The organism is Synechococcus sp. CS-603 (assembly GCF_977929215.1).
Map to the genome: position 1 here is coordinate 655702 of NZ_OZ376778.1, position 17976 is coordinate 673677.

Annotated in this window: 16 protein-coding genes; 11 read left to right on the top strand and 5 right to left on the bottom strand. The window is 66.7% G+C overall.

The window, feature by feature from the left end:
- Positions 1 to 4: 4 nt before the first annotated feature.
- Positions 5 to 253, bottom strand: a complete 249-nt coding sequence (locus ACXMDM_RS03470; protein ID WP_071800615.1) for a hypothetical protein — start codon at positions 251 to 253, stop codon at positions 5 to 7.
- A gap of 83 nt (positions 254 to 336) precedes the next feature.
- Between ACXMDM_RS03470 and ACXMDM_RS03475 the strand changes: the two genes are divergently transcribed.
- From ACXMDM_RS03475 to ACXMDM_RS03485, 3 genes are read left to right on the top strand one after another with little or no spacing between them, the layout of a single operon-like run.
- A complete protein-coding gene (locus tag ACXMDM_RS03475) occupies positions 337 to 588 on the top strand; it encodes a DUF3134 domain-containing protein (protein ID WP_071800616.1) in 252 nt (83 codons plus the stop codon).
- A gap of 47 nt (positions 589 to 635) precedes the next feature.
- A complete protein-coding gene (gene mraY, locus ACXMDM_RS03480; RefSeq protein ID WP_071802055.1) occupies positions 636 to 1697 on the top strand; it encodes a phospho-N-acetylmuramoyl-pentapeptide-transferase in 1062 nt (353 codons plus the stop codon).
- 60 nt (positions 1698 to 1757) lie between these two features.
- Positions 1758 to 2018: a hypothetical protein gene (locus ACXMDM_RS03485; RefSeq protein WP_071800617.1), complete on the top strand. Its 261-nt coding sequence runs from the start codon at positions 1758 to 1760 to the stop codon at positions 2016 to 2018.
- A 28-nt stretch (positions 2019 to 2046) separates the two neighbouring features.
- Here ACXMDM_RS03485 and ACXMDM_RS03490 read toward each other — a convergent pair whose 3' ends face one another.
- Positions 2047 to 2220 (bottom strand): cytochrome B6, encoded by a 174-nt coding sequence (locus ACXMDM_RS03490; RefSeq protein ID WP_233831189.1) that lies wholly within the window; start codon positions 2218 to 2220, stop codon positions 2047 to 2049.
- A 93-nt stretch (positions 2221 to 2313) separates the two neighbouring features.
- Between ACXMDM_RS03490 and purT the strand changes: the two genes are divergently transcribed.
- Positions 2314 to 3516 carry a formate-dependent phosphoribosylglycinamide formyltransferase gene (gene purT / locus ACXMDM_RS03495; RefSeq protein WP_071802057.1) on the top strand — a complete coding sequence of 401 codons (1203 nt, stop codon included), beginning with the start codon at positions 2314 to 2316 and terminating at the stop codon, positions 3514 to 3516.
- Positions 3517 to 3556: 40 nt separating this feature from the next.
- Positions 3557 to 4549 (top strand): LCP family protein, encoded by a 993-nt coding sequence (locus ACXMDM_RS03500; RefSeq protein ID WP_071800618.1) that lies wholly within the window; start codon positions 3557 to 3559, stop codon positions 4547 to 4549.
- A 54-nt stretch (positions 4550 to 4603) separates the two neighbouring features.
- Here the strand turns inward: ACXMDM_RS03500 and ACXMDM_RS03505 are convergent, their stop codons facing one another.
- Positions 4604 to 6181 (bottom strand): alpha/beta hydrolase family protein, encoded by a 1578-nt coding sequence (locus ACXMDM_RS03505; RefSeq protein ID WP_083544447.1) that lies wholly within the window; start codon positions 6179 to 6181, stop codon positions 4604 to 4606.
- Positions 6182 to 6279: 98 nt separating this feature from the next.
- Here ACXMDM_RS03505 and ACXMDM_RS03510 point away from each other — a divergent pair, with 98 nt between their 5' ends.
- A complete protein-coding gene (locus ACXMDM_RS03510) occupies positions 6280 to 6750 on the top strand; it encodes a hypothetical protein (RefSeq protein WP_071800619.1) in 471 nt (156 codons plus the stop codon).
- A 9-nt stretch (positions 6751 to 6759) separates the two neighbouring features.
- On the opposite strand, the gene uvrA is transcribed toward ACXMDM_RS03510, so the two are convergent.
- Positions 6760 to 9795, bottom strand: coding sequence for an excinuclease ABC subunit UvrA (gene uvrA / locus ACXMDM_RS03515; RefSeq protein WP_071800620.1), 3036 nt, complete (start codon positions 9793 to 9795; stop codon positions 6760 to 6762).
- 50 nt (positions 9796 to 9845) lie between these two features.
- Positions 9846 to 11546 carry a DNA repair protein RecN gene (gene recN, locus ACXMDM_RS03520; protein WP_071800621.1) on the bottom strand — a complete coding sequence of 567 codons (1701 nt, stop codon included), beginning with the start codon at positions 11544 to 11546 and terminating at the stop codon, positions 9846 to 9848.
- 79 nt (positions 11547 to 11625) lie between these two features.
- Here recN and ACXMDM_RS03525 point away from each other — a divergent pair, with 79 nt between their 5' ends.
- The 5 genes from ACXMDM_RS03525 to ACXMDM_RS03545 all read left to right on the top strand — a co-directional run bounded on the left by ACXMDM_RS03525 (position 11626) and on the right by ACXMDM_RS03545 (position 17964).
- Positions 11626 to 13542 (top strand): ABC1 kinase family protein, encoded by a 1917-nt coding sequence (locus tag ACXMDM_RS03525; RefSeq protein ID WP_071800622.1) that lies wholly within the window; start codon positions 11626 to 11628, stop codon positions 13540 to 13542.
- Positions 13543 to 13568: 26 nt separating this feature from the next.
- Complete coding sequence (locus tag ACXMDM_RS03530; protein ID WP_071800623.1) at positions 13569 to 14153, top strand: alpha/beta hydrolase; 585 nt, start codon at positions 13569 to 13571, stop codon at positions 14151 to 14153.
- Between the two features lie 85 nt (positions 14154 to 14238).
- Positions 14239 to 15297: a threonine synthase gene (gene thrC / locus ACXMDM_RS03535; protein ID WP_071800624.1), complete on the top strand. Its 1059-nt coding sequence runs from the start codon at positions 14239 to 14241 to the stop codon at positions 15295 to 15297.
- A gap of 605 nt (positions 15298 to 15902) precedes the next feature.
- Positions 15903 to 17063 (top strand): DNA polymerase III subunit beta, encoded by a 1161-nt coding sequence (gene dnaN, locus ACXMDM_RS03540; RefSeq protein ID WP_071800625.1) that lies wholly within the window; start codon positions 15903 to 15905, stop codon positions 17061 to 17063.
- A gap of 4 nt (positions 17064 to 17067) precedes the next feature.
- Entirely contained in the window at positions 17068 to 17964 is an 897-nt protein-coding gene (locus ACXMDM_RS03545) for an RNA methyltransferase (protein ID WP_233831191.1), read from the top strand.
- Positions 17965 to 17976: the final 12 nt, after the last annotated feature.

The following is a 17976-nucleotide window of genomic DNA, read 5'->3' on the forward strand; positions in this document are numbered from 1 at the left end:
CCGCTCAGTCCTGCTCGTGAATGCCGTTGGAGGATTGTCCCCTGTCGCCGTTCAAGTTGCCGTCGAAATGGCGCCAGCGCGTGGCCAGCCACAGGGCCAGCAGGCCAGGAGGCCCCAGCACCAGGGCCCAGACCAGTTGCGGCTGAATCGCCAACGGCTCGGGCCAGCGTTCACCGCCGCGCACCAGCAGGGCGGCGAGCAGAAGGGCGGCCCCCCAGGTGATCAGCAGCTGGAAGGCTTTGGGCCAGGTCACAGAGGAAGATCAGCAGCATGACCTATCGTGATGGATTGGCGTGTTGCCCGCTTCGCAGGCTTGCTGCGCCCCCAAGGCCGTCCATGAGCACACTCGACAGCATCAATCCTTCCCTTACCCGCTACCGCAGGGATGAGCCCGCCCCGGTGCTGCCCCTGCGCGATGAGCCCGACCTGCTCAGCTGGCTGGAGACCAGCGGCCGCCTGGTGGCCGATGAAGAGGCCGCCGCTCCCGATGTGAGCACGGTGGAAGAGGAGGAACTTTCAGCTCTGATGGGCGAGAAAGAGGAATACAACGCCGCCGACGAGCAGACCGAGGAGAACTGGGAAGACTGAGCCCTGTGCCATTGACCCAGACCACACAGGCCCCCTCAACCCTGCCCTTGCCTGACCGTGAACAGGTGGCTTGGCGCTGGCTGGCCCTGCTTGTTCTTGGCGTCTGCTTGCTGACGGACGCACTGAGTCGCGCACCCCAGCTGACACCGCCCCTGCTGGTGGCGGGCTTGGTCAGCTGGGGTCTCGGCCGCTGGGGGGTGCCGAATCTGCGGGCCCTCAAGCTCGGCCAGGTGATCCGCCAGGAAGGGCCCCAGGCCCATCACAGCAAGGCCGGCACTCCCACGATGGGGGGCCTGCTGGTCGTACCGGTTGGGGTGATTGTCGGCAGTTTGGTCGCCCCGAGCGATCCACGCCTGCCAGCGGTGGCCGCGATCACCCTGGCCTTCATGGCCATCGGCGGCTTCGACGACTGGCGCAGCCTGACCCGCCGCACCAACACCGGCCTGAGCCCCCGCGGCAAACTGCTGCTTCAGGCCCTTGCTGCCGCGCTCTTTCTGTTGGTGGCAGCCTGGAACGACTGGATTTCCCGCAGTGTGGGCTTGCCGTTCGGCCTCGCCCTGTCGCTCGGCTTGCTGATCCTGCCGCTCGGCCTGTTCGTGTTTCTGGCCGAAAGCAACGCCACCAACCTCACTGACGGGCTCGATGGGCTGGCGGCAGGCTGCGGGGCCGTGGTGTTCGCTGGCTTCGGGGTGCAGTTGATGCTGCGGGGCCATCTGGGCGATCCGGCCCTGGCCGGGTTCTGTGCCGCCATGGCCGGCACCTGGCTGGGTTTCCTGGCCCATAACCGCCATCCGGCCAGGATGTTCATGGGTGACACTGGCTCCCTGGCGATGGGGGCGGCCCTGAGCGCCGTGGCCCTGCTCAGCGACAGCCTCTGGCCCTTGCTGCTGATGGGCGGCGTGTTCGTGGCCGAATCTCTCTCGGTGATCCTGCAGGTGTGGGTGTTCAAGGCCACCAAGGGGGCCGATGGTCAGGGCCGCCGCCTGTTGCGGATGGCCCCACTCCACCACCACTTCGAGCTGGCCGGTCACTCCGAGCAACGGGTGGTGGTGGGATTTTGGATGATCAGCTTGCTGCTGGTGGCCATCGGCCTGCTGCTGCTTCCCTGATTCGGGTGGCTGCTGGTGCCAGCTGGGGCCAAGCTGATGGCATGGCTTCAAGTTGGTGTTATGGCTTATTTCACCTGGAAAGAAAAGGGGCTGACGGCCGATTGCGCCAGCCTCGCGGCGATGGCTTCACGGTTTGAGGAGGCTGCGGCCCTGATGCGCCGCATGGCCGACGAAGGCTTCGAGTTGGAACGCCACAGCGATGGTCAGCACATCACCCACCCCGACGACCAGGTGTTCGAGGCCTACGGCTTCATCAGTGAGGAGACGCCCGTGCGCCAGCTCGACCTGATTGCGGACCTCCCGTCCGGCCGCGAAGACTGATCCGACCCTTGCATCCGAACAAAACAGCTCAGGAGCGGCGCAGCAGGCCCAGTCCCCAGACGAGCACGAAGGCGAGGGAGGAAATCCCCAGATAGATCAACACCCCCCGCTGCAGGCCCGCCACATCCCAGCCAAACGGCAGGCCGTTGGCCACATCGCCGGCCGTCGAGAAGGCCAGAACGGCCTGGGAGGAGATCAACACGGCGGGCCGTTGCAGCGGAGTGGGTCGCCGAGCACTTCTAGCAGGCCCGTCAGGCAGCAGGATCGGAGCCTCCGCAACCCGCGCGCCATGCCCATGCCCGCCACCTCCTTTCCCCGCACCCTGATGCTGCTGGGCAGCGGTGAACTGGGCAAGGAGGTGGCCATCGCCGCCCAGCGCCTGGGTTGCCGCGTGATCGCCGTCGACCGCTACCCCGGCGCCCCGGCCATGCAGGTGGCCGATGCCGCCGAGGTGATCGCCATGACCGATCCCGAAGCGCTCAAGGCCGTGGTGCGCCGCCACCGGCCCGATCTGCTGATTCCCGAGATTGAGGCCCTGGCCGTCGATGCCCTGGCGGAACTTGAAGCGGAAGGGTTCACCGTGATCCCCACCGCCCGGGCCACGGCGGTGACGATGAACCGCGACCGGATCCGCGACCTGGCCGCCGGCAGCCTCGGCCTGCGCACCGCCCGCTTCGCCTATGCCGGCAGTGCCGCCGATCTGGCTGAGGCCGCCGCGCCCCTGGGCTGGCCGGTGGTGGTCAAGCCGGTGATGAGCTCCTCGGGCAAGGGCCAGAGCGTGGTGGAGGGGCCTGAGGGAATCACAGCCGCCTGGGAGGCCGCCCTGGCCGGCGCCCGCGGCGCAGGGGCGCGGGTGATCGTCGAGGAGTTTTTGCGTTTCGAGCAGGAGATCACCCTGTTGACCGTGAAGCAGTGGGATGGGCCCACCCTGTTCTGCCCGCCGATCGGCCACCTCCAGGAGCGGGGCGACTACCAGTGCAGCTGGCAGCCGGCGGACCTGGGTGCCAGCGCCCTGGCCACGGCCGAAGCGATGGCCCGCCGCGTCACCGACCACCTGGGTGGGGCCGGACTGTTTGGCGTTGAGTTTTTCCTCTGCGGCCCACGCGGCCAGGAGGAGGTGGTGTTCTCGGAACTCTCGCCGCGGCCACACGACACCGGCCTGGTCACCCTCAGGGGCCAGAACCTCAGCGAGTTCGACCTGCACCTGCGGGCTGTGCTGGGGCTGCCGATCCCCGCCATCCACTCCCGCGGCGCGGCCGCCAGCCGGGTCATCCTGGCCACAGGCAACCTCGCCAGCGTCGCCTATGAGGGCGTTGCTGCGGCCCTGGCCGAGCCTGACACCCAGGTGCTGCTGTTCGGCAAACCGGAGGCTCGGCCCCAGCGACGGATGGGCGTGGTGGTGGCCGGTGGCGAAGATCTGGCCGAAGCCAGAGGGCGCGCCGATCGGGCCGCCAGCAAGGTCAACGTGGTCGCCGGAAGCCCAACAGAGCTGGCCTGACCGGGGATTGGGTTTTAAGCTGCGCCCAACAGGACACTTCATGGCCCAGGCCCAACCGCGTCGTCGCTCCAACCCTCCCGGCACCGTGTCCCACTTGGACCGGCGAAGCGGGAGCCAGCCCCCCGCCCCACCCGAGCTGCCGGCTGGCGGCCCAGAGAAGCCCCGACTCTCCCGTCGCGCCCTGCTGATCGGCTTCGGTTGCGGGCTTGCTTTCGGCTACGCCCTGGCCGGCCCGTTGCCGGGCCTGCTCGGCGGCGCCTTGGCCAATCTGCAGCGCTCCACCCCGGCCTTGACCTCGCTGGTCAACCCTCTCAGCCTGGATAATCGCCGCATCCTGGTGCTGGGCACCGATCAGATCAGCGGCAGCACCGATGTGATGTTCACCGTTGAGGTTCTCGACGGTGTCACCCAGATCACCCAGGTTCCGCGGGACACCTTCATCGAGTCTGAATCGTTCGGTGTGATCAAGGCCAACGCCCTCTATGCGGTGGGCGGGGTGAACGTGGCCAAACAGGAGGTCTCGAGCCTGCTCACGACAGACATCGATCGCTACTTGATCGTCAATCTCGACGCGGTCGAGAAGCTGGCTGAAGCCCTCGGTGGCGTCGAAATCGATGTTCCCAAGAGCATGTATTACGTCGACAGTCGCCAGGATCTCTACATCGATCTCTACCCGGGTCCCCAATTGCTCAAGGGCCGGGACCTGGAAGGCTTCCTGCGCTATCGCAACGACGAGCAAGGCGACCTGGGCCGCATGGAACGCCAGCAGATGGTGTTGCGCGAGGCCTTCAAGAAACTGGTTCAACCCTCCACCATTGCCAGGCTGCCGTCGTTGCTGGCCATCGCCGACGAGGACATCACGACCGACCTGTCGCCGGTGGAGCTGGCCAGGCTGCTCTCCGTGATGGGCAACAGCAAGCTGAGCAGCCAACGCCTGAACGGCAGGCTGTTCTGGCACGGCGACCTGAGCTACTGGATGCCCGATATCAACACCCGCTATGCCGGCCAGGACAGCGCCGATCCTGAGTACTAGCCGCGAGGGTTCAGCCCCCAGCCAGCCCGCAGCACAGGGATAGGGATTCTCCGATCACGGACTGGCTTGCAATCGCTCCGTCACATCGAAGAGCGGACGGCTGGTATTCCCCCAGCCGTTGGCGGGAAGGAGGGATGGGGCGGCCGGTCCTGGAGCGGCGGCGGCACCAGCGGCAAAGGCCCCGTCCACCCAGGCCAGCAGCAGGCCACCGAGCGCGCCGCCGCCCTCCTCCCCGTAGCGGGAGCCGAGGTTGAAATGATCACCGCCTTCGGCAATCACCAGCCGGTGACCACCACCGGCGGCACCGGCCTCAGCAGCCAGCGGCGTGATCGCCTCAGGGCCAGACGGCACGACCCAGTCGCGGCTGCCACTGACCACCAGGGCGCGGGCATTCATGCCCAGGGCAGCGCCGTAGTTGAACAGCAACGACATCGGTGGACTCACCGCCACCACCGCCTTGACGCGGGGATCGGCCAGCGAGGCCTCGCTGGCCGAACTGATGAAGCTGCACTGCAGCACCCAGCTGAGGTTGCGGGCCGGATCCTTGACATCGCCGCAGCGTTCCTCCAGCAGGGTGGCGCTGGGCTGGGCGCCGGCGAGCTGCAGCACGGTGGTGGCCCCCCACGACTGACCAAGCACCGCGACGAAATCGGTGCGCAGGCCGGCCGCCAACCCGAGCTTGCCGGCGGCGGCACCGTCGATCAACGACGAGACATCGAGGGGCCGCAACCTCAGCTCTGCCGGGCTCGGTGGTGGGGCGGTGCCGGAGAGCATGGCCCGCTGCTGGCTGAGGTCACTGCCGGGATGGCGTGGCAGCAGCACGGTGTAGCCATGGCTGGCCAGATGGCTCGCCCAGCCCTCGAAGCTTTCCGGATCATCCCAGAGCCCATGGGAAATCAAGACCAAACGGCCGTTTCCCGCCCGGCCGGGGCTCACCACCACCACCTGGAGAGGATCGGGGCGATGGCTGACCACCAGGCTGGTCTCGCGCCGCTCCACCGCCAGGGGGCCAGGGCGAACCAGGGAGGGAGCCTGGCGGGCCGCCGCCCCCGCGGCGATCAGCCTGTCGGCCGGTTGCAGCTGGCGGCTGAGGCGCTGGACAGCGAACAGGGCCAGCTCCAGGTCAACGGAGGCCGTCTGGCCGGGCAAGGCCTGGAGCACCGTGAGCATGGTCAGCGGACCCCTGGTGGCGGCGCGATCGAGAACGCGGCGGAGCTCTTCACCATTGATGTCGGCAGGCAGGCCATCGATGCCGCCGATGGCCGAAACCAGCAGCAGGGCCTGGCTGGCCAGGGGCGAATCGGCCGTTTCGCGCACCACCGCCAGCGACTGAATCGGCAGCGGGTAATTGAAGAACTCCAGCAGACGCCGCCCGATCGCCCCGTTGGTGGCTCGATCGAGCTCGGCCAGATCACTGGTGCCGGCGAACAGGCCGCCGGGTGCATTCAGCTCCGACAGGTTGACCGTGAACATGGTGTCCAGCACCGGAATGTTCAGATCGATCTGCTCAAGGGCAGCCGCCGGCCTGGGCGCCCCCCCCATCGAGGCGAGCAGCGCTGCTGCCACGACCAGCCAACGGGTCGGCAACGGAAAACTGGGCGGGCGCACGGTGGCTGGGCGTATTGCCACCATGATCCCCCGACAGGGTCACCCATCGACCGATTTCCAACCAACTCCCTGAACCCGTACGCCAGACAACCGCTTTAATTGGGACGACTCGAAAGGATTGGATGAACCTTTTTGCCCTGTTGGCCCTGGCGGCGCCGCTTCTGATTGGCAGCGGATCTGGCGCGTCCGTTGCCGCCGAGCGCTGCACCTTTCTGCAGCCCATCGGCGGCGATGGCACCACACCGATCGTGAACAAGCAGGTGAGCCGCGCCAAACTTCTCGGCAAGACGAACTGGAACACCGACTTCATCGTCGACCAGCCTTATACCAGTTTCAAGTTCTTCTTCACCGCCAACTCCTCCGATCCAGGCGCAAAATACCCGGTGGAAGGGTTCATGAAGTTCAGCGATGGCTCCAACCTCCAGGTGATCAATGAAGTAATGAATCCACCGATCGGCACAGGCCGCATGTTCGGCCCGTTTGCGGCTGTCGAAGGCAAGCAGGCCAGCCAGATGAATTTCAAGGTGGGCGCCAGCGCCGACCCCAAAGCCCTTGGATTCAGCTATCGCCTCTCCGTTCAGGGCTGCAGCTGACGCCGGGGTTCAGACCGTCGCCCCAGCAACGGCGGGGTGTTGGGCCAGCACCTCTTTGAGGTAGCGGCCGGTGTGGCTGCTGGGGTGCTCGGCCACCTGCTCGGGCGTGCCGGCCGCCACGATCTCGCCACCCTTGTTGCCCCCCTCGGGGCCGAGGTCGATCAGCCAGTCAGCGCAGCGGATTACATCGAGGTTGTGCTCGATCACCACGATCGAATTGCCCTTGTCCACCAGGCGCTGCATCACGTCCATCAGCTTGTGGACGTCGTAGAAGCTGAGGCCGGTGGTGGGCTCGTCGATCAGGTAGAGCGTCTTGCCGGTGGCCCGTTTTGACAGCTCCGTGGCCAACTTGACCCGCTGAGCCTCGCCGCCGGAGAGGGTGGGGGCCGGTTGACCGAGCTTGATGTAGCCCAGCCCCACATCCACCAGGGTGCGCAGCCGATCCGCCGCCTGGGGGATCGCACTGAACACATCGGCAGCCTGCTCCACCGTCATCTGCAGCACCTCAGCGATGGTGTGGCCCTTGTAGGCCACCTGGAGGGTTTCGCGGTTGTAGCGGGCCCCCTTGCAGACATCGCACTGCACATACACATCGGGCAGGAAGTTCATCTCGATCACGTTCACTCCCTGGCCGCTGCAGGCCTCGCAACGTCCCCCTTTGACGTTGAAACTGAATTGCCCCACCTGGTAGCCGCGGGCCTTGGCCTCCACGGTGGCGGCAAACACCTGGCGGATCGGATCGAAGGCACCGGTGTAGGTGGCGGGATTGGAGCGGGGCGTGCGGCCGATCGGGCTCTGATCGATCACGATCACCTTGTCGATCGACTTGATCCCGCGCAGCTCCTGGAGCCCGGAGGGGAAGGGCACCTTGAGGCCGAGCTTGTGCTCCAGGGCCGGATGCAGCAGCTCATTCACCAGGGTGCTCTTGCCGCTGCCGCTGACGCCGGTGATGCAGACCAGACGACCGAGGGGAATGTCGAGATCGAGGTCCTGAAGGTTGTTGCGGCGGCACTGCACCAGGCTGAGCTTGCGGCTGCCGGCGTTGCGGCGCTCCGGCGGTGTGGGGATCGAGCGGCGACCGCTGAGATAGGCACCGGTGATGGAGTCTTCCGCCTCCAGCAGGTTCTGCAGCGAACCCTCAGCCACGATGTGGCCGCCATGTACGCCGGCCCCCGGCCCGATGTCGACCAGATGGTCAGCAGCGCGGATCGTGTCCTCGTCGTGCTCGACCACGATCAGGGTGTTGCCCAGGTCGCGAAGTTTGAACAGGGTGGCGAGCAGGCGGTCGTTGTCGCGCTGGTGCAGGCCGATGCTTGGTTCATCGAGCACGTAGAGCACGCCGGTGAGGCCGGCGCCGATCTGGGTGGCCAAGCGAATGCGCTGGGCCTCGCCACCGGAGAGGGTCATCGCCGGGCGATCGAGGCTGAGGTAGTCGAGCCCCACATCCAGCAGGAACTTCAGCCGCATGCGGATCTCGCGCAGCACCAGATCGCCGATCTGGATCTGGCGCGCGTTGAGCAGGGGAGCTGAACCCTCGGCCGCACCCACACCCATCAGGGCCTCGATGCGCTCCAGGGTGTCGGCCACGCTGACGTTGGTGAGATCCGTGATGCCATAGGGACCCACCTTGACGGCAAGGGCCTCGGGCCGCAGCCGCAGGCCATGGCAGGTGCCGCAGGGCACCAGATCCAGGTACTTCTCCAGCTTCTGGCGGATCGCCTCACCGCTGGCGTCGCGCAGCTGGCGCTCCAGGATCGGCAGGATTCCCTCAAAGGGCCGCAGGTAGCCCGGACCCTTGGCGTAGCGGCTGTCGGCCTGCACGGCGATCGGCTCGGGGCTGCCCTGCAACAGGATCTGCTGCTGCTCCAGCGTGAGCTGGTTCCAGGGCTGTTTGATTTCGAAGCCGAAGGCTTCGCCCACACTGAACAGCAGGGAGAAGTAATAGCTGTTGTCCTTCTCGCTCCAGGGGGCGATCGCCGCATACACCGGCAGGCTCGGATCCGGCACCACCCGCTCAAAGGTGAAGGTACGCAGGTGGCCGAGGCCGTGGCAATCCGGGCAGGCGCCGTAGGGGCTGTTGAACGAGAACAGCCGTGGTGAGAGTTCCTCCATCACCGCGCCATGGACCGGGCAGGCGAAGTTTTCGGAATAGAGCCGCTCCCGCTCCACCCCTTCCGGCGGCTCCTCACCCGCCTTGGGCACCACCTCCACCAGGGCCAAGCCATCGCCCCGTTTCAGGCAGGTGCGCAGCGAATCGGTCAGCCGCTCGGCGATGCCCTCACGGGCCACCAGCCGGTCGACGACGACCTCGATGTGGTGGGCGTGGTTCTTGTCGAGCTCGATGTTGTCGGAGAGCTCACGCACCTCGCCATTGATCCGCACCCGGGCGAAGCCTTCGGCCACCAGGCCGCTGATCAACTTGGCGTGGGTGCCCTTCTTGCCCCGCACCACCGGAGCCAGCAGCTGGTAGCGGGTGCCGTCGGGCAGGGCCAGGATCCGGTCGACCATCTCATCGATGCTCTCCGGCCGGATCGAGCGCTCGCACTGGGGGCAATGGGGCTCACCGGCACGGCCAAAGAGGAGCCGCAGGTAGTCCTGAATCTCGGTGACCGTGCCGACGGTGGAGCGGGGGTTGTGGCTGGTCGACTTCTGGTCAATCGAGATCGCCGGTGAGAGCCCCTCAATGGCATCCACGTCCGGCTTGTCGACCTGGCCAAGGAACTGGCGGGCATAGGCGGACAGACTTTCGACGTAACGACGCTGGCCTTCAGCGAAGATCGTGTCGAAGGCCAGAGAGCTCTTGCCACTGCCACTGACGCCGGTGAACACCACCAGGCTGTTGCGCGGAATGGTGAGGTCGAGGTTGCGCAGGTTGTGCTGGCGGGCGCCCCGCACCCGGATCACGTCTTCGACGCTGCCGTCGAGGTTGAGGGTGTGATCCGCCGTTGGCGCCTGCTTCGGCGAGCCCTTCTTCTTTGCCGCCGGCTTCCCTGCCGGCTTGGGTGCTGTTGTGTCCTGCCCGTTGACGCCAGCCAAGCGACCCATGCCTTCTGTTCGTCAGCCAGTCATTGTACGAAGCCGCACCGGGCGGCGAGTCAGGCCGCGCCCCGGCCCAGCAGGCTGGCGGCGTAGCTGTGGGCCTCACCGGAATCACCACCGGCCAACTCGGCCAGTTCCCGCTGCCGCGCCTGGGTGTCCCGCAGGTGGGACACCCGCGTCAGCGTGCGGCCGTCCTCCACCTGCTTGCTCACCTGGAAGTGGTGGTCGGCGGCGGCCGCAACCAGGGGCTGGTGGGTGACGCAGAACACCTGGCGTTGCTGGGCCAGGCGCCGCAACAGCGCCGCGATCGCGCCGCTCACCCGGCCGCTGACGCCGGCGTCGATTTCATCGAAGAGCAGGGTGACGTGGGGATCGGCCGCCGCCAGGCAGGTGGTGAGCGCCAGCAGGAAGCGGCTCATCTCGCCACCGGAGGCCACCTCCTGCAGCGGGGCCAGGGGCTGGCCGGGGTTGGCCGAGAACAGGAACTGGACCAGATCGGCGCCGTCATCTTTTGGTGCGACGGCCTCCAGCGCCACGCTGAAGCGCACATTGGCGAGGCCAAGCGGTCTGAGTGAATGAGTCAGTTGCTCCTCCAGGAGACGGGCCGCCTCGCTGCGCCTGGTGCTGAGCAGGGCGCAGGCCCGATCCCGCGCGCTGCGGGCAGCGGCCTCAGCGGTCTCCAGGCTTGCGAGCGTCTGGGCTTCGCCGCCGGGGGCCAGCAGCAACCGCAGCTGGTCACGCCGGGCAATCAGGCCGGCGAGATCCTGGCCATGGCGGCGCTCCAGGCCCTTGAGCTGGGCGATCCGCTCCTGCAGACCGGCCAGGCCGGCCGGATCGCTCTCCAGGGCGGCGCCGTAGCGCTCCAGGCCGCGGGCCAGATCCTGCAACTGCTGCAGGGCCTCGCCGCAGCGCTGCTGTAGCGGCTCCAAGCTGCCGTCGAGGGCGGTGATCAGTTGCAGTTCCTGCTCGCAGGCGCCGAGATGGTCGAGAACCGACGGGGCCTGCTCGGCCCCTTCCACCAACCGGCCCAGCAGTAGAATCACCCCCTCCTGCAGCCGCACGCCGTGGGAGAGACGGTCCTGCTCAACTTCAAGCGCCTGCCGCTCGCCTGGATCGTCGAGATGGGCCGCGTCGAGATCCTCGAGCTGCTGCTGCTGAAGCTGGCGGCCTTGCTCCAGTTGCTCGCGATCGGCTCGGGCGGCCTCAAGAGCAGCCGCCGCCTGCTTCCAGCTCTGGTGGGCGGCGCGGACCGGGCCGAGGGCCGCCGCCAGGGGCTCACCGCCAAAGCGATCCAGCCAGCGGCGCTGCTGGCCGGGGCGGGCGAGTTGGCGGGTCTGGCCCTGAACGGTGAGCTCCAGCAGCAGGGGCCGCAGCTCCAGCAGCTGGCTGCGGTTGACGGCCACGCCGTTGAGGCGGCTGCGGCTCTGGATGCGCTCGCCGCTCTGCCGCCACTCACGGCTGAGCAGCAGCTCCGGCTCGTCGCCATCCAGGTTGCCATCGAGCTGCTGGGCCTGGAGCCAGGCCTGCAGCGGCGGCGAAGAGGCAAAACTGGCCTCAATCAGGCCACGGTCACAGCCCTGGCGCAGCAAGCGGCTGCCCTGGTTGGCCGGGCCGCCGCCAAGCAGGGCATCCAAGGCATCGAGCAGCAGCGACTTGCCGGCACCGGTTTCGCCGGTGAGCACCGTAAAGCCCCGGTCGAAGCTGAGCTCCAGGCCGTCAATCAGAGCGATGTTCTCAAGGCGCAGACCCGTGAGCACCAGGGTCTCCGGTCAGGGACCCGACCGTAGCGAGGGTTGGATTCGTTTAGAAGGGAATCAACGATTCCTGAGGGGGCGATTGACTCTCCCGACCACGACGGGGCTCAGCGATTTCACCGAAGCCGCTGGCCTGCTCCGCTACGACCCGGCCGCCATCAGTCGGATTTATGCCGGCCATCCCAGGCGGCTGTTCCGGCGGGTCTGGCAGACCCTGGTGCCGATCGGTCTGTTTCTGCTCGGTGTGGGTTTCGATCGCTTCAGCGGCCGGCTGGCCAACAAGGAGCGTGCCCAGGCCAGGGCGCGGCAATGCACTGAGCTGCTGGCCAGCCTCGGCCCGGCCTTCATCAAGGCCGGCCAGGCCCTCTCCTCACGTCCCGACATCGTGCCGCCGCTGTTGCTCGATGAGCTCGCCGGCCTGCAAGACCAGCTGCCGGGCTTCGACAGTGAGCTGGCGATGGCCTGCATCGAAGAAGACCTGGGGGCAGCGGTGGGTGAGATCTACGCCCAGCTCGATCGTGAACCGATCTCGGCGGCCTCCCTGGGCCAGGTGCACCGCGGCCGGCTCAAGGATGGCCAGGCGGTGGCGGTGAAGGTGCAGCGTCCGGGGCTGCGCGAGCAGATCACGCTCGATCTCTACATCGTGCGCAACATCGCCAGCTGGCTGAATCGCAACGTCAGCCTGATCCGCAGCGACCTGGTCGCCCTGATCGACGAGCTCGGCATGCGGGTGTTCGAGGAGATGGACTATCTCCACGAAGCGGAGAATGCCGAAGCCTTCGCCAGGCTCCACCAGCACAATCCCCGCATCGCCGTGCCGGCCATCTACCGCCAGGCCACCAGCCGGCGGGTGCTGACGATGGAATGGATTGATGGGGTCAAGCTCACCAACCTCAAGGCCGTCGAAGCCCTCGGCATCGACCCCGATGACATGGTCCAGGTGGGGGTGAACTGCTGCCTGGAGCAACTGCTGGAACACGGCTTCTTCCACGCCGATCCCCACCCCGGCAACCTGCTGGCGATGGCCGACGGCCGGCTGGCCTTCCTGGATTTCGGCATGATGAGCGAAGTGAGCCGGGCCTCACGCACCGGCCTGATCCAGGCGGTGGTGCACCTGGTCAACCGAAATTTCGATGCGCTCTCCACCGATTTCGTCACCCTCGGTTTCCTGGGCGAGAAGGTGAACCTGGCACCGATCGTGCCGGCGTTCGAGTCGGTGTTCGGCCAGGCCCTGGAGATGGGGGTGAGCCGGATGGATTTCAAGGCCGTCACCGACGACCTCTCCGGGGTGATGTATCGCTTCCCCTTTCAGGTACCGCCCTATTACGCCCTGATCATTCGTTCGCTGGTGACGCTGGAGGGCATTGCCTTGAGCGTGGATCCGGAGTTCAAGATCCTCGGTGCCGCCTATCCCTACTTCGCCCGTCGGCTGATGGAGGATCCCGACCCGGATCTTCGCCGCAGCTTGCGCGAGATGCTCTTCGACGGTGACGACTTCCGCTGGCAGCGGCTGGAGAGCCTGATCAGCAGCGCTTCCCTGCAGGAGCAGCTGGATGTGGAGGGATTGCTGGATCAGGTGCTGGATTTCCTCTTCTCCGCCAACGGTGGGATGCTGCGCCAGCAGCTGGTGGACGGCCTGGTGGATCAGGTCGATGCGCTCGGTTGGCGGGCGTTTCAGAGGCTGGGTCGGCGACTGCCGAAGCGGTTGCAGCCCCCCGGGCTGCGCTCCAGGCCCGTGGTCGCCATCGAGAGCGATCCGTTACTGAACCTGGAGCCCATTCAACCCCTGCTGGAGATCCTGCGCCAACTGCCGGGTTTCGAGCCCCAACTGCTGCTGAACCGCCTGCCACGACTGCTGGCCGAACCGGACCTGCGCCGCATGGGCGTCAAGGTGGCCCAAGGGTTGGCCGAACGCAGCGTGGTACGGCTGCTGCGGGACGTGCTTGTGACCCAGGAGATCCGTAGCGAAGCGGGATTGACGCCAGCGACAAGCTTCTAGAGTTCGGCTGCGAACAGGAACGCACCTTGCCCAAACGCTCGAAACTCCTTGGGGCCCTGCTCGGTCTCAGTCTCAGCCTGGCTGGGCCAGGGCTGCAGGCGGCCGAGCAGATCGTTTTGGTGAGCGGAGCCTTCCGCCGCTCGATTCCTGTGGCCGATTTCACCCATCTCGCTGAAACAGGCCAGGCCAGGGGCCTTCTGGCCGATCTGCTCAGCTTGAGCCGCCAAGATCCTGCTGAGGTTTCGAAGCTACTGAATCAGCCTGTGTCACTGCCGCTGGTGCTGACCAGCCGCCTGCTGGGCACTCGAATCGGCGAGGTTCTGCTGGAGCGTCTGGCCCGGATCATCGCGCCACTCAGCGCTCCTCAGACTGGCGTTCCGGCACTCCGGGCCGCCGTGATCCTGGGTCTCCATGCAGGCGACGGCACGATCACCCCAGTCGGCTTCCTGCAGGCCTACCCGGTTAATGAATTGGCGATCAGCCTGCCGGCCCTGGTTGCCCTAGCTGACAAGGCCAGTTCGATTGCCGATCTGGTGCGCTTCTTCTCGGAATCACCGCTCGATGGCCTGCGCGAGGAGGCTGAGCCTCCAGCCCAACCGAAGGAGCCCTGAGCCGGCGCGTAGATTCGAATCCGCCCCTTTTGCTTCGATCGTGCCCGTTCTCTCCGCTCTCAGACGTCTGGGCGCGAGGCCGACGATGCAGGACTGGCCAGGTCTGATCGAAGCCTATCGGCGCTGGTTGCCGGTCACCGATCAGACGCCGGTGGTGACCCTGCGCGAGGGGGCGACCCCCTTGATCCCGGCCCCATCGCTTGCTGAGCGCATCGGACGTGGCGTCCGGGTCTTTCTCAAATACGACGGCCTCAATCCCACCGGCAGCTTCAAGGATCGGGGGATGACGATGGCGGTGAGCAAGGCCAAAGAAGCGGGCGCCGAAGCGGTGATCTGCGCCAGCACCGGCAACACCTCAGCCGCCGCCGCCGCCTATGCCCGCCGCGGCGGCATGCGGGCCTTTGTGATCATCCCCGACGGCTATGTCTCCCAGGGGAAACTGGCCCAGGCCCTGGTGTACGGCGCCGAAGTGCTGGCCGTGAAAGGCAACTTCGATCGGGCCCTTTCGATCGTGCGCGAGCTGGCCGATCGCTATCCGGTCACCCTGGTGAACTCGGTCAATCCCTACCGCCTGCAGGGCCAGAAGACAGCGGCCTTCGAGGTGGTCGATGCCCTCGGTGAGGCCCCGGACTGGCTCTGCATTCCGATGGGCAACGCCGGCAATATCAGCGCCTATTGGATGGGTTTTCAGGAGTATCAGGCGGCGGGCCACTGCCGCCGCCTGCCGCGGATGATGGGCTTCCAATCGAGCGGCTCAGCGCCGCTGGTGCTGGGCCACACCGTGGAGCAGCCCGACACCATTGCCACGGCGATCCGGATCGGCAATCCCGCCAATCGCGAGAAGGCCCTGTTGGTGCGCGAACAGAGCGGTGGCGCCTTCCAGGCCGTGACCGACCAGGCCATCCTGGAGGCCTACAAGCTGCTGGGCCGCGAGGAAGGCATCTTCTGCGAGCCCGCCAGTGCCGCCTCGGTGGCCGGACTGCTGCAACACAGTGATGAGCTGCCAGCAGGCGCCACGGTGGTGTGTGTGCTCACCGGCAATGGCCTCAAGGATCCCGCCACCGCCATCGACAACAGCGACGGCAGCTTCCACGCCGGCCTGGACCCTGAGGTGGATGTGGTGGCCTCTGTGATGGGCTTCTGAGCGCTCCGGCGCCGACAACCTGCTGACTGCTTACCGCGATGTCGAGGACATGGCTGAGGGCATCGCCTGCGGAGAACGGCCACGAGCTGCTGAAACAGGCTGGCCACTGCGGGGGTGTCGGCATGCCTCCAATCGCACCACCGCAAACATCTCCAGAGGCCTGAAACCGGTCGTTAGGCCATGACTGCGGCAGAAAAAGCCTTAGCCAGTCGAGGAACTGGCCGAAATCGGGCTGCGGAAAACCGCGCCGGCATCGGGGAGAACCGGCAGAGAACTCGACCGCCGAAGTGCGCCAACGTTTCCCCCAGGCAGGGGAATTTGTGGGAAACGTTTGATCAAGGGTTCATGGTCTTTTTCATTCCCCAATCAACAAAGCTGAAAAACCTTGAAATCACTGGGCTTCAAACGTTTTCCACCGGTTTCCACAACCCCTACGGCTACGGGTCTTTTCTTCTTTTTTTTAATCCTTTTAAACCCGTAGTGAGCAGAAGCAAAAAGAGCGTGATCGCCCTGGCTTGTGGCTCTGTGCCGTTGCGGATGGAGCCCGGTTGTGGAACCGTGGTGGGGCCTGTGGCGGGGTGTCTGTCCCCGATGTGTCAAACGCCATGAAGCTGGTCTGCTCCCAGAGCGAACTGAGCACCAGCCTTCAGCTGGTCAGCCGGGCGGTCGCCAGTCGTCCGACCCACCCCGTGCTCGCCAACGTGCTGCTCACCGCTGATGCCGGCACCGGCCGGCTCAGCCTCACCGGCTTCGATCTCAGCCTCGGCATCCAGACGAGCCTGCCGGCGGCGGTGGAAACCAGCGGCGCCATCACCCTGCCCTCCCGCCTGTTCGGCGAGATCGTCTCGCGGCTCTCGCCCGAAAGCCCGATCACGCTCAGCTGCGAGGAAGGCCAGGAGCAGGTGGAGCTCACCAGCCTCTCGGGCAGCTACCAGATGCGGGGCTTATCGGCCGAAGACTTTCCCGATCTGCCGTTGCTGCAGACCGGCGCCCCGATCCGCCTCAACGTGGATGCGCTGGTGAAAGGCCTGCGCGCCACCTTGTTTGCCAGCAGCGGCGATGAGGCCAAGCAACTGCTCACCGGCGTGCACCTCGGCCTGGAGGCCCGCGGCCTGGAATGCGCCGCCACCGACGGCCATCGCCTCTCGGTGCTGCGCCTCGACAATGCCGCCCAACCCTCTGACAACCAACCCAGCGACAGTGAGGCCAGCGAGAGCTTTGCCGTGACGGTGCCAGCCCGTTCCCTGCGCGAACTGGAGCGCCTGCTCTCCGGCCGTCAGTCGCAGGAGCCGGTGAGCCTGTATTGCGACCGGGGCCAGGTGGTGTTCCTCTGGGCCGACCAGGTGCTCACCAGCCGCAGCCTTGATGGCACCTACCCCAACTACGGCCAGCTGATCCCCACCAGCTTCAGCCGCAGCCTGGAAGTGGATCGTCGCGGTTTCATCACCGCCTTGGAGCGGGTGGCCGTGCTCGCCGATCAACACAACAACGTGGTGAAAATCAGCAGTGATCCGGCCGCCGGCCGCCTGCAGATCAGCGCCGATGCCCAGGACGTGGGTTCGGGCGCCGAGGAATTGGCCGCCGTGGTGAGCGGGGAGGCGATCGCCATCGCCTTCAACGTCCGCTACGTGCTCGAAGGGCTCAAGGCGATGGCCGCCGAACGGGTGGAGCTGCGCTGCAATGCCCCCACCACCCCAGCCGTTCTCGTGCCGGTGGAGGATCCCGGCTACACCTATCTGGTGATGCCCGTGCAGATCCGCAGCTGATCCCGTGCCCCTCCCCCAGCAGTTGCTGCTCAGTGACCTGCTGCGATTGCGGGTGCGTTGCGATCAGGGTCTGGAGCATGGCGCCGGCCTGATCGGCTGGATGCACCCGCCGGTGCACCGGCTGCTGGGCTGGGCGAGCAAGCCTTCCGCCTTCGGTGGCCGCCGTCTGATCTGGCGGCTGAACCAGCTGCGCGGCCTCAGTGAGCTCGAAGCGATGGTGCAGGGGGAGCCAGCTGAAACCGAGCAAAGCGTTCTCGATCGCCTGCCCACCCTGTTCGACGCGGCTTTAACCGGCAGCGATGGCAGCGTGCTCGCCACGGTGGTGGATGCGGCGGTGGAGCTGCGCACGGGCCGGATCCTGCATTACCTGGTGGCCCGCAGCGATCCCCGCCTACCGGGCAGCAGCCGCTGGCGACTGACGCCCGATCGCATCGTCGATCAGCAACCGGGCCTGGTGGCCACCGGCCTGGCCGGCCTCGACGACCTGCCGCTGGCGCGGGCCAGTGTGCGCCAGGAGCTGCTGCGCCGGTCTCGCCGCTGGAGGGATCAGATGGGCGAGGAAACCAGCCGGTTGCGTGGCCAGTTTCAGCAGGTGGGTGATCGCTTTGAGGAGCGGCTGGAGGGCTGGCTGGAAGAGCCCCGTTGGGATGACCCCGATCCCCGCGAGCCCAGCGATTCCGCTGAACCCAGCCCCCACGGCCCCCGGGCCAGCGATCCCCTTGATGACTGGGACGAAGCCGGTTGGTTAGAGCCGGAAGCTGAACGCGAATTTGAACCCGAGCTGGAACCTGACTTCGAACAGGATTTCGAACAGGAGCTGGAACAGGACGATCATCCGGATGCCCCCGCGGCGGCCCGGCGCAGCCACGACTCCAGTCGCGATCCCGATCCCTGGGTCTGAGGGCCGGATCGC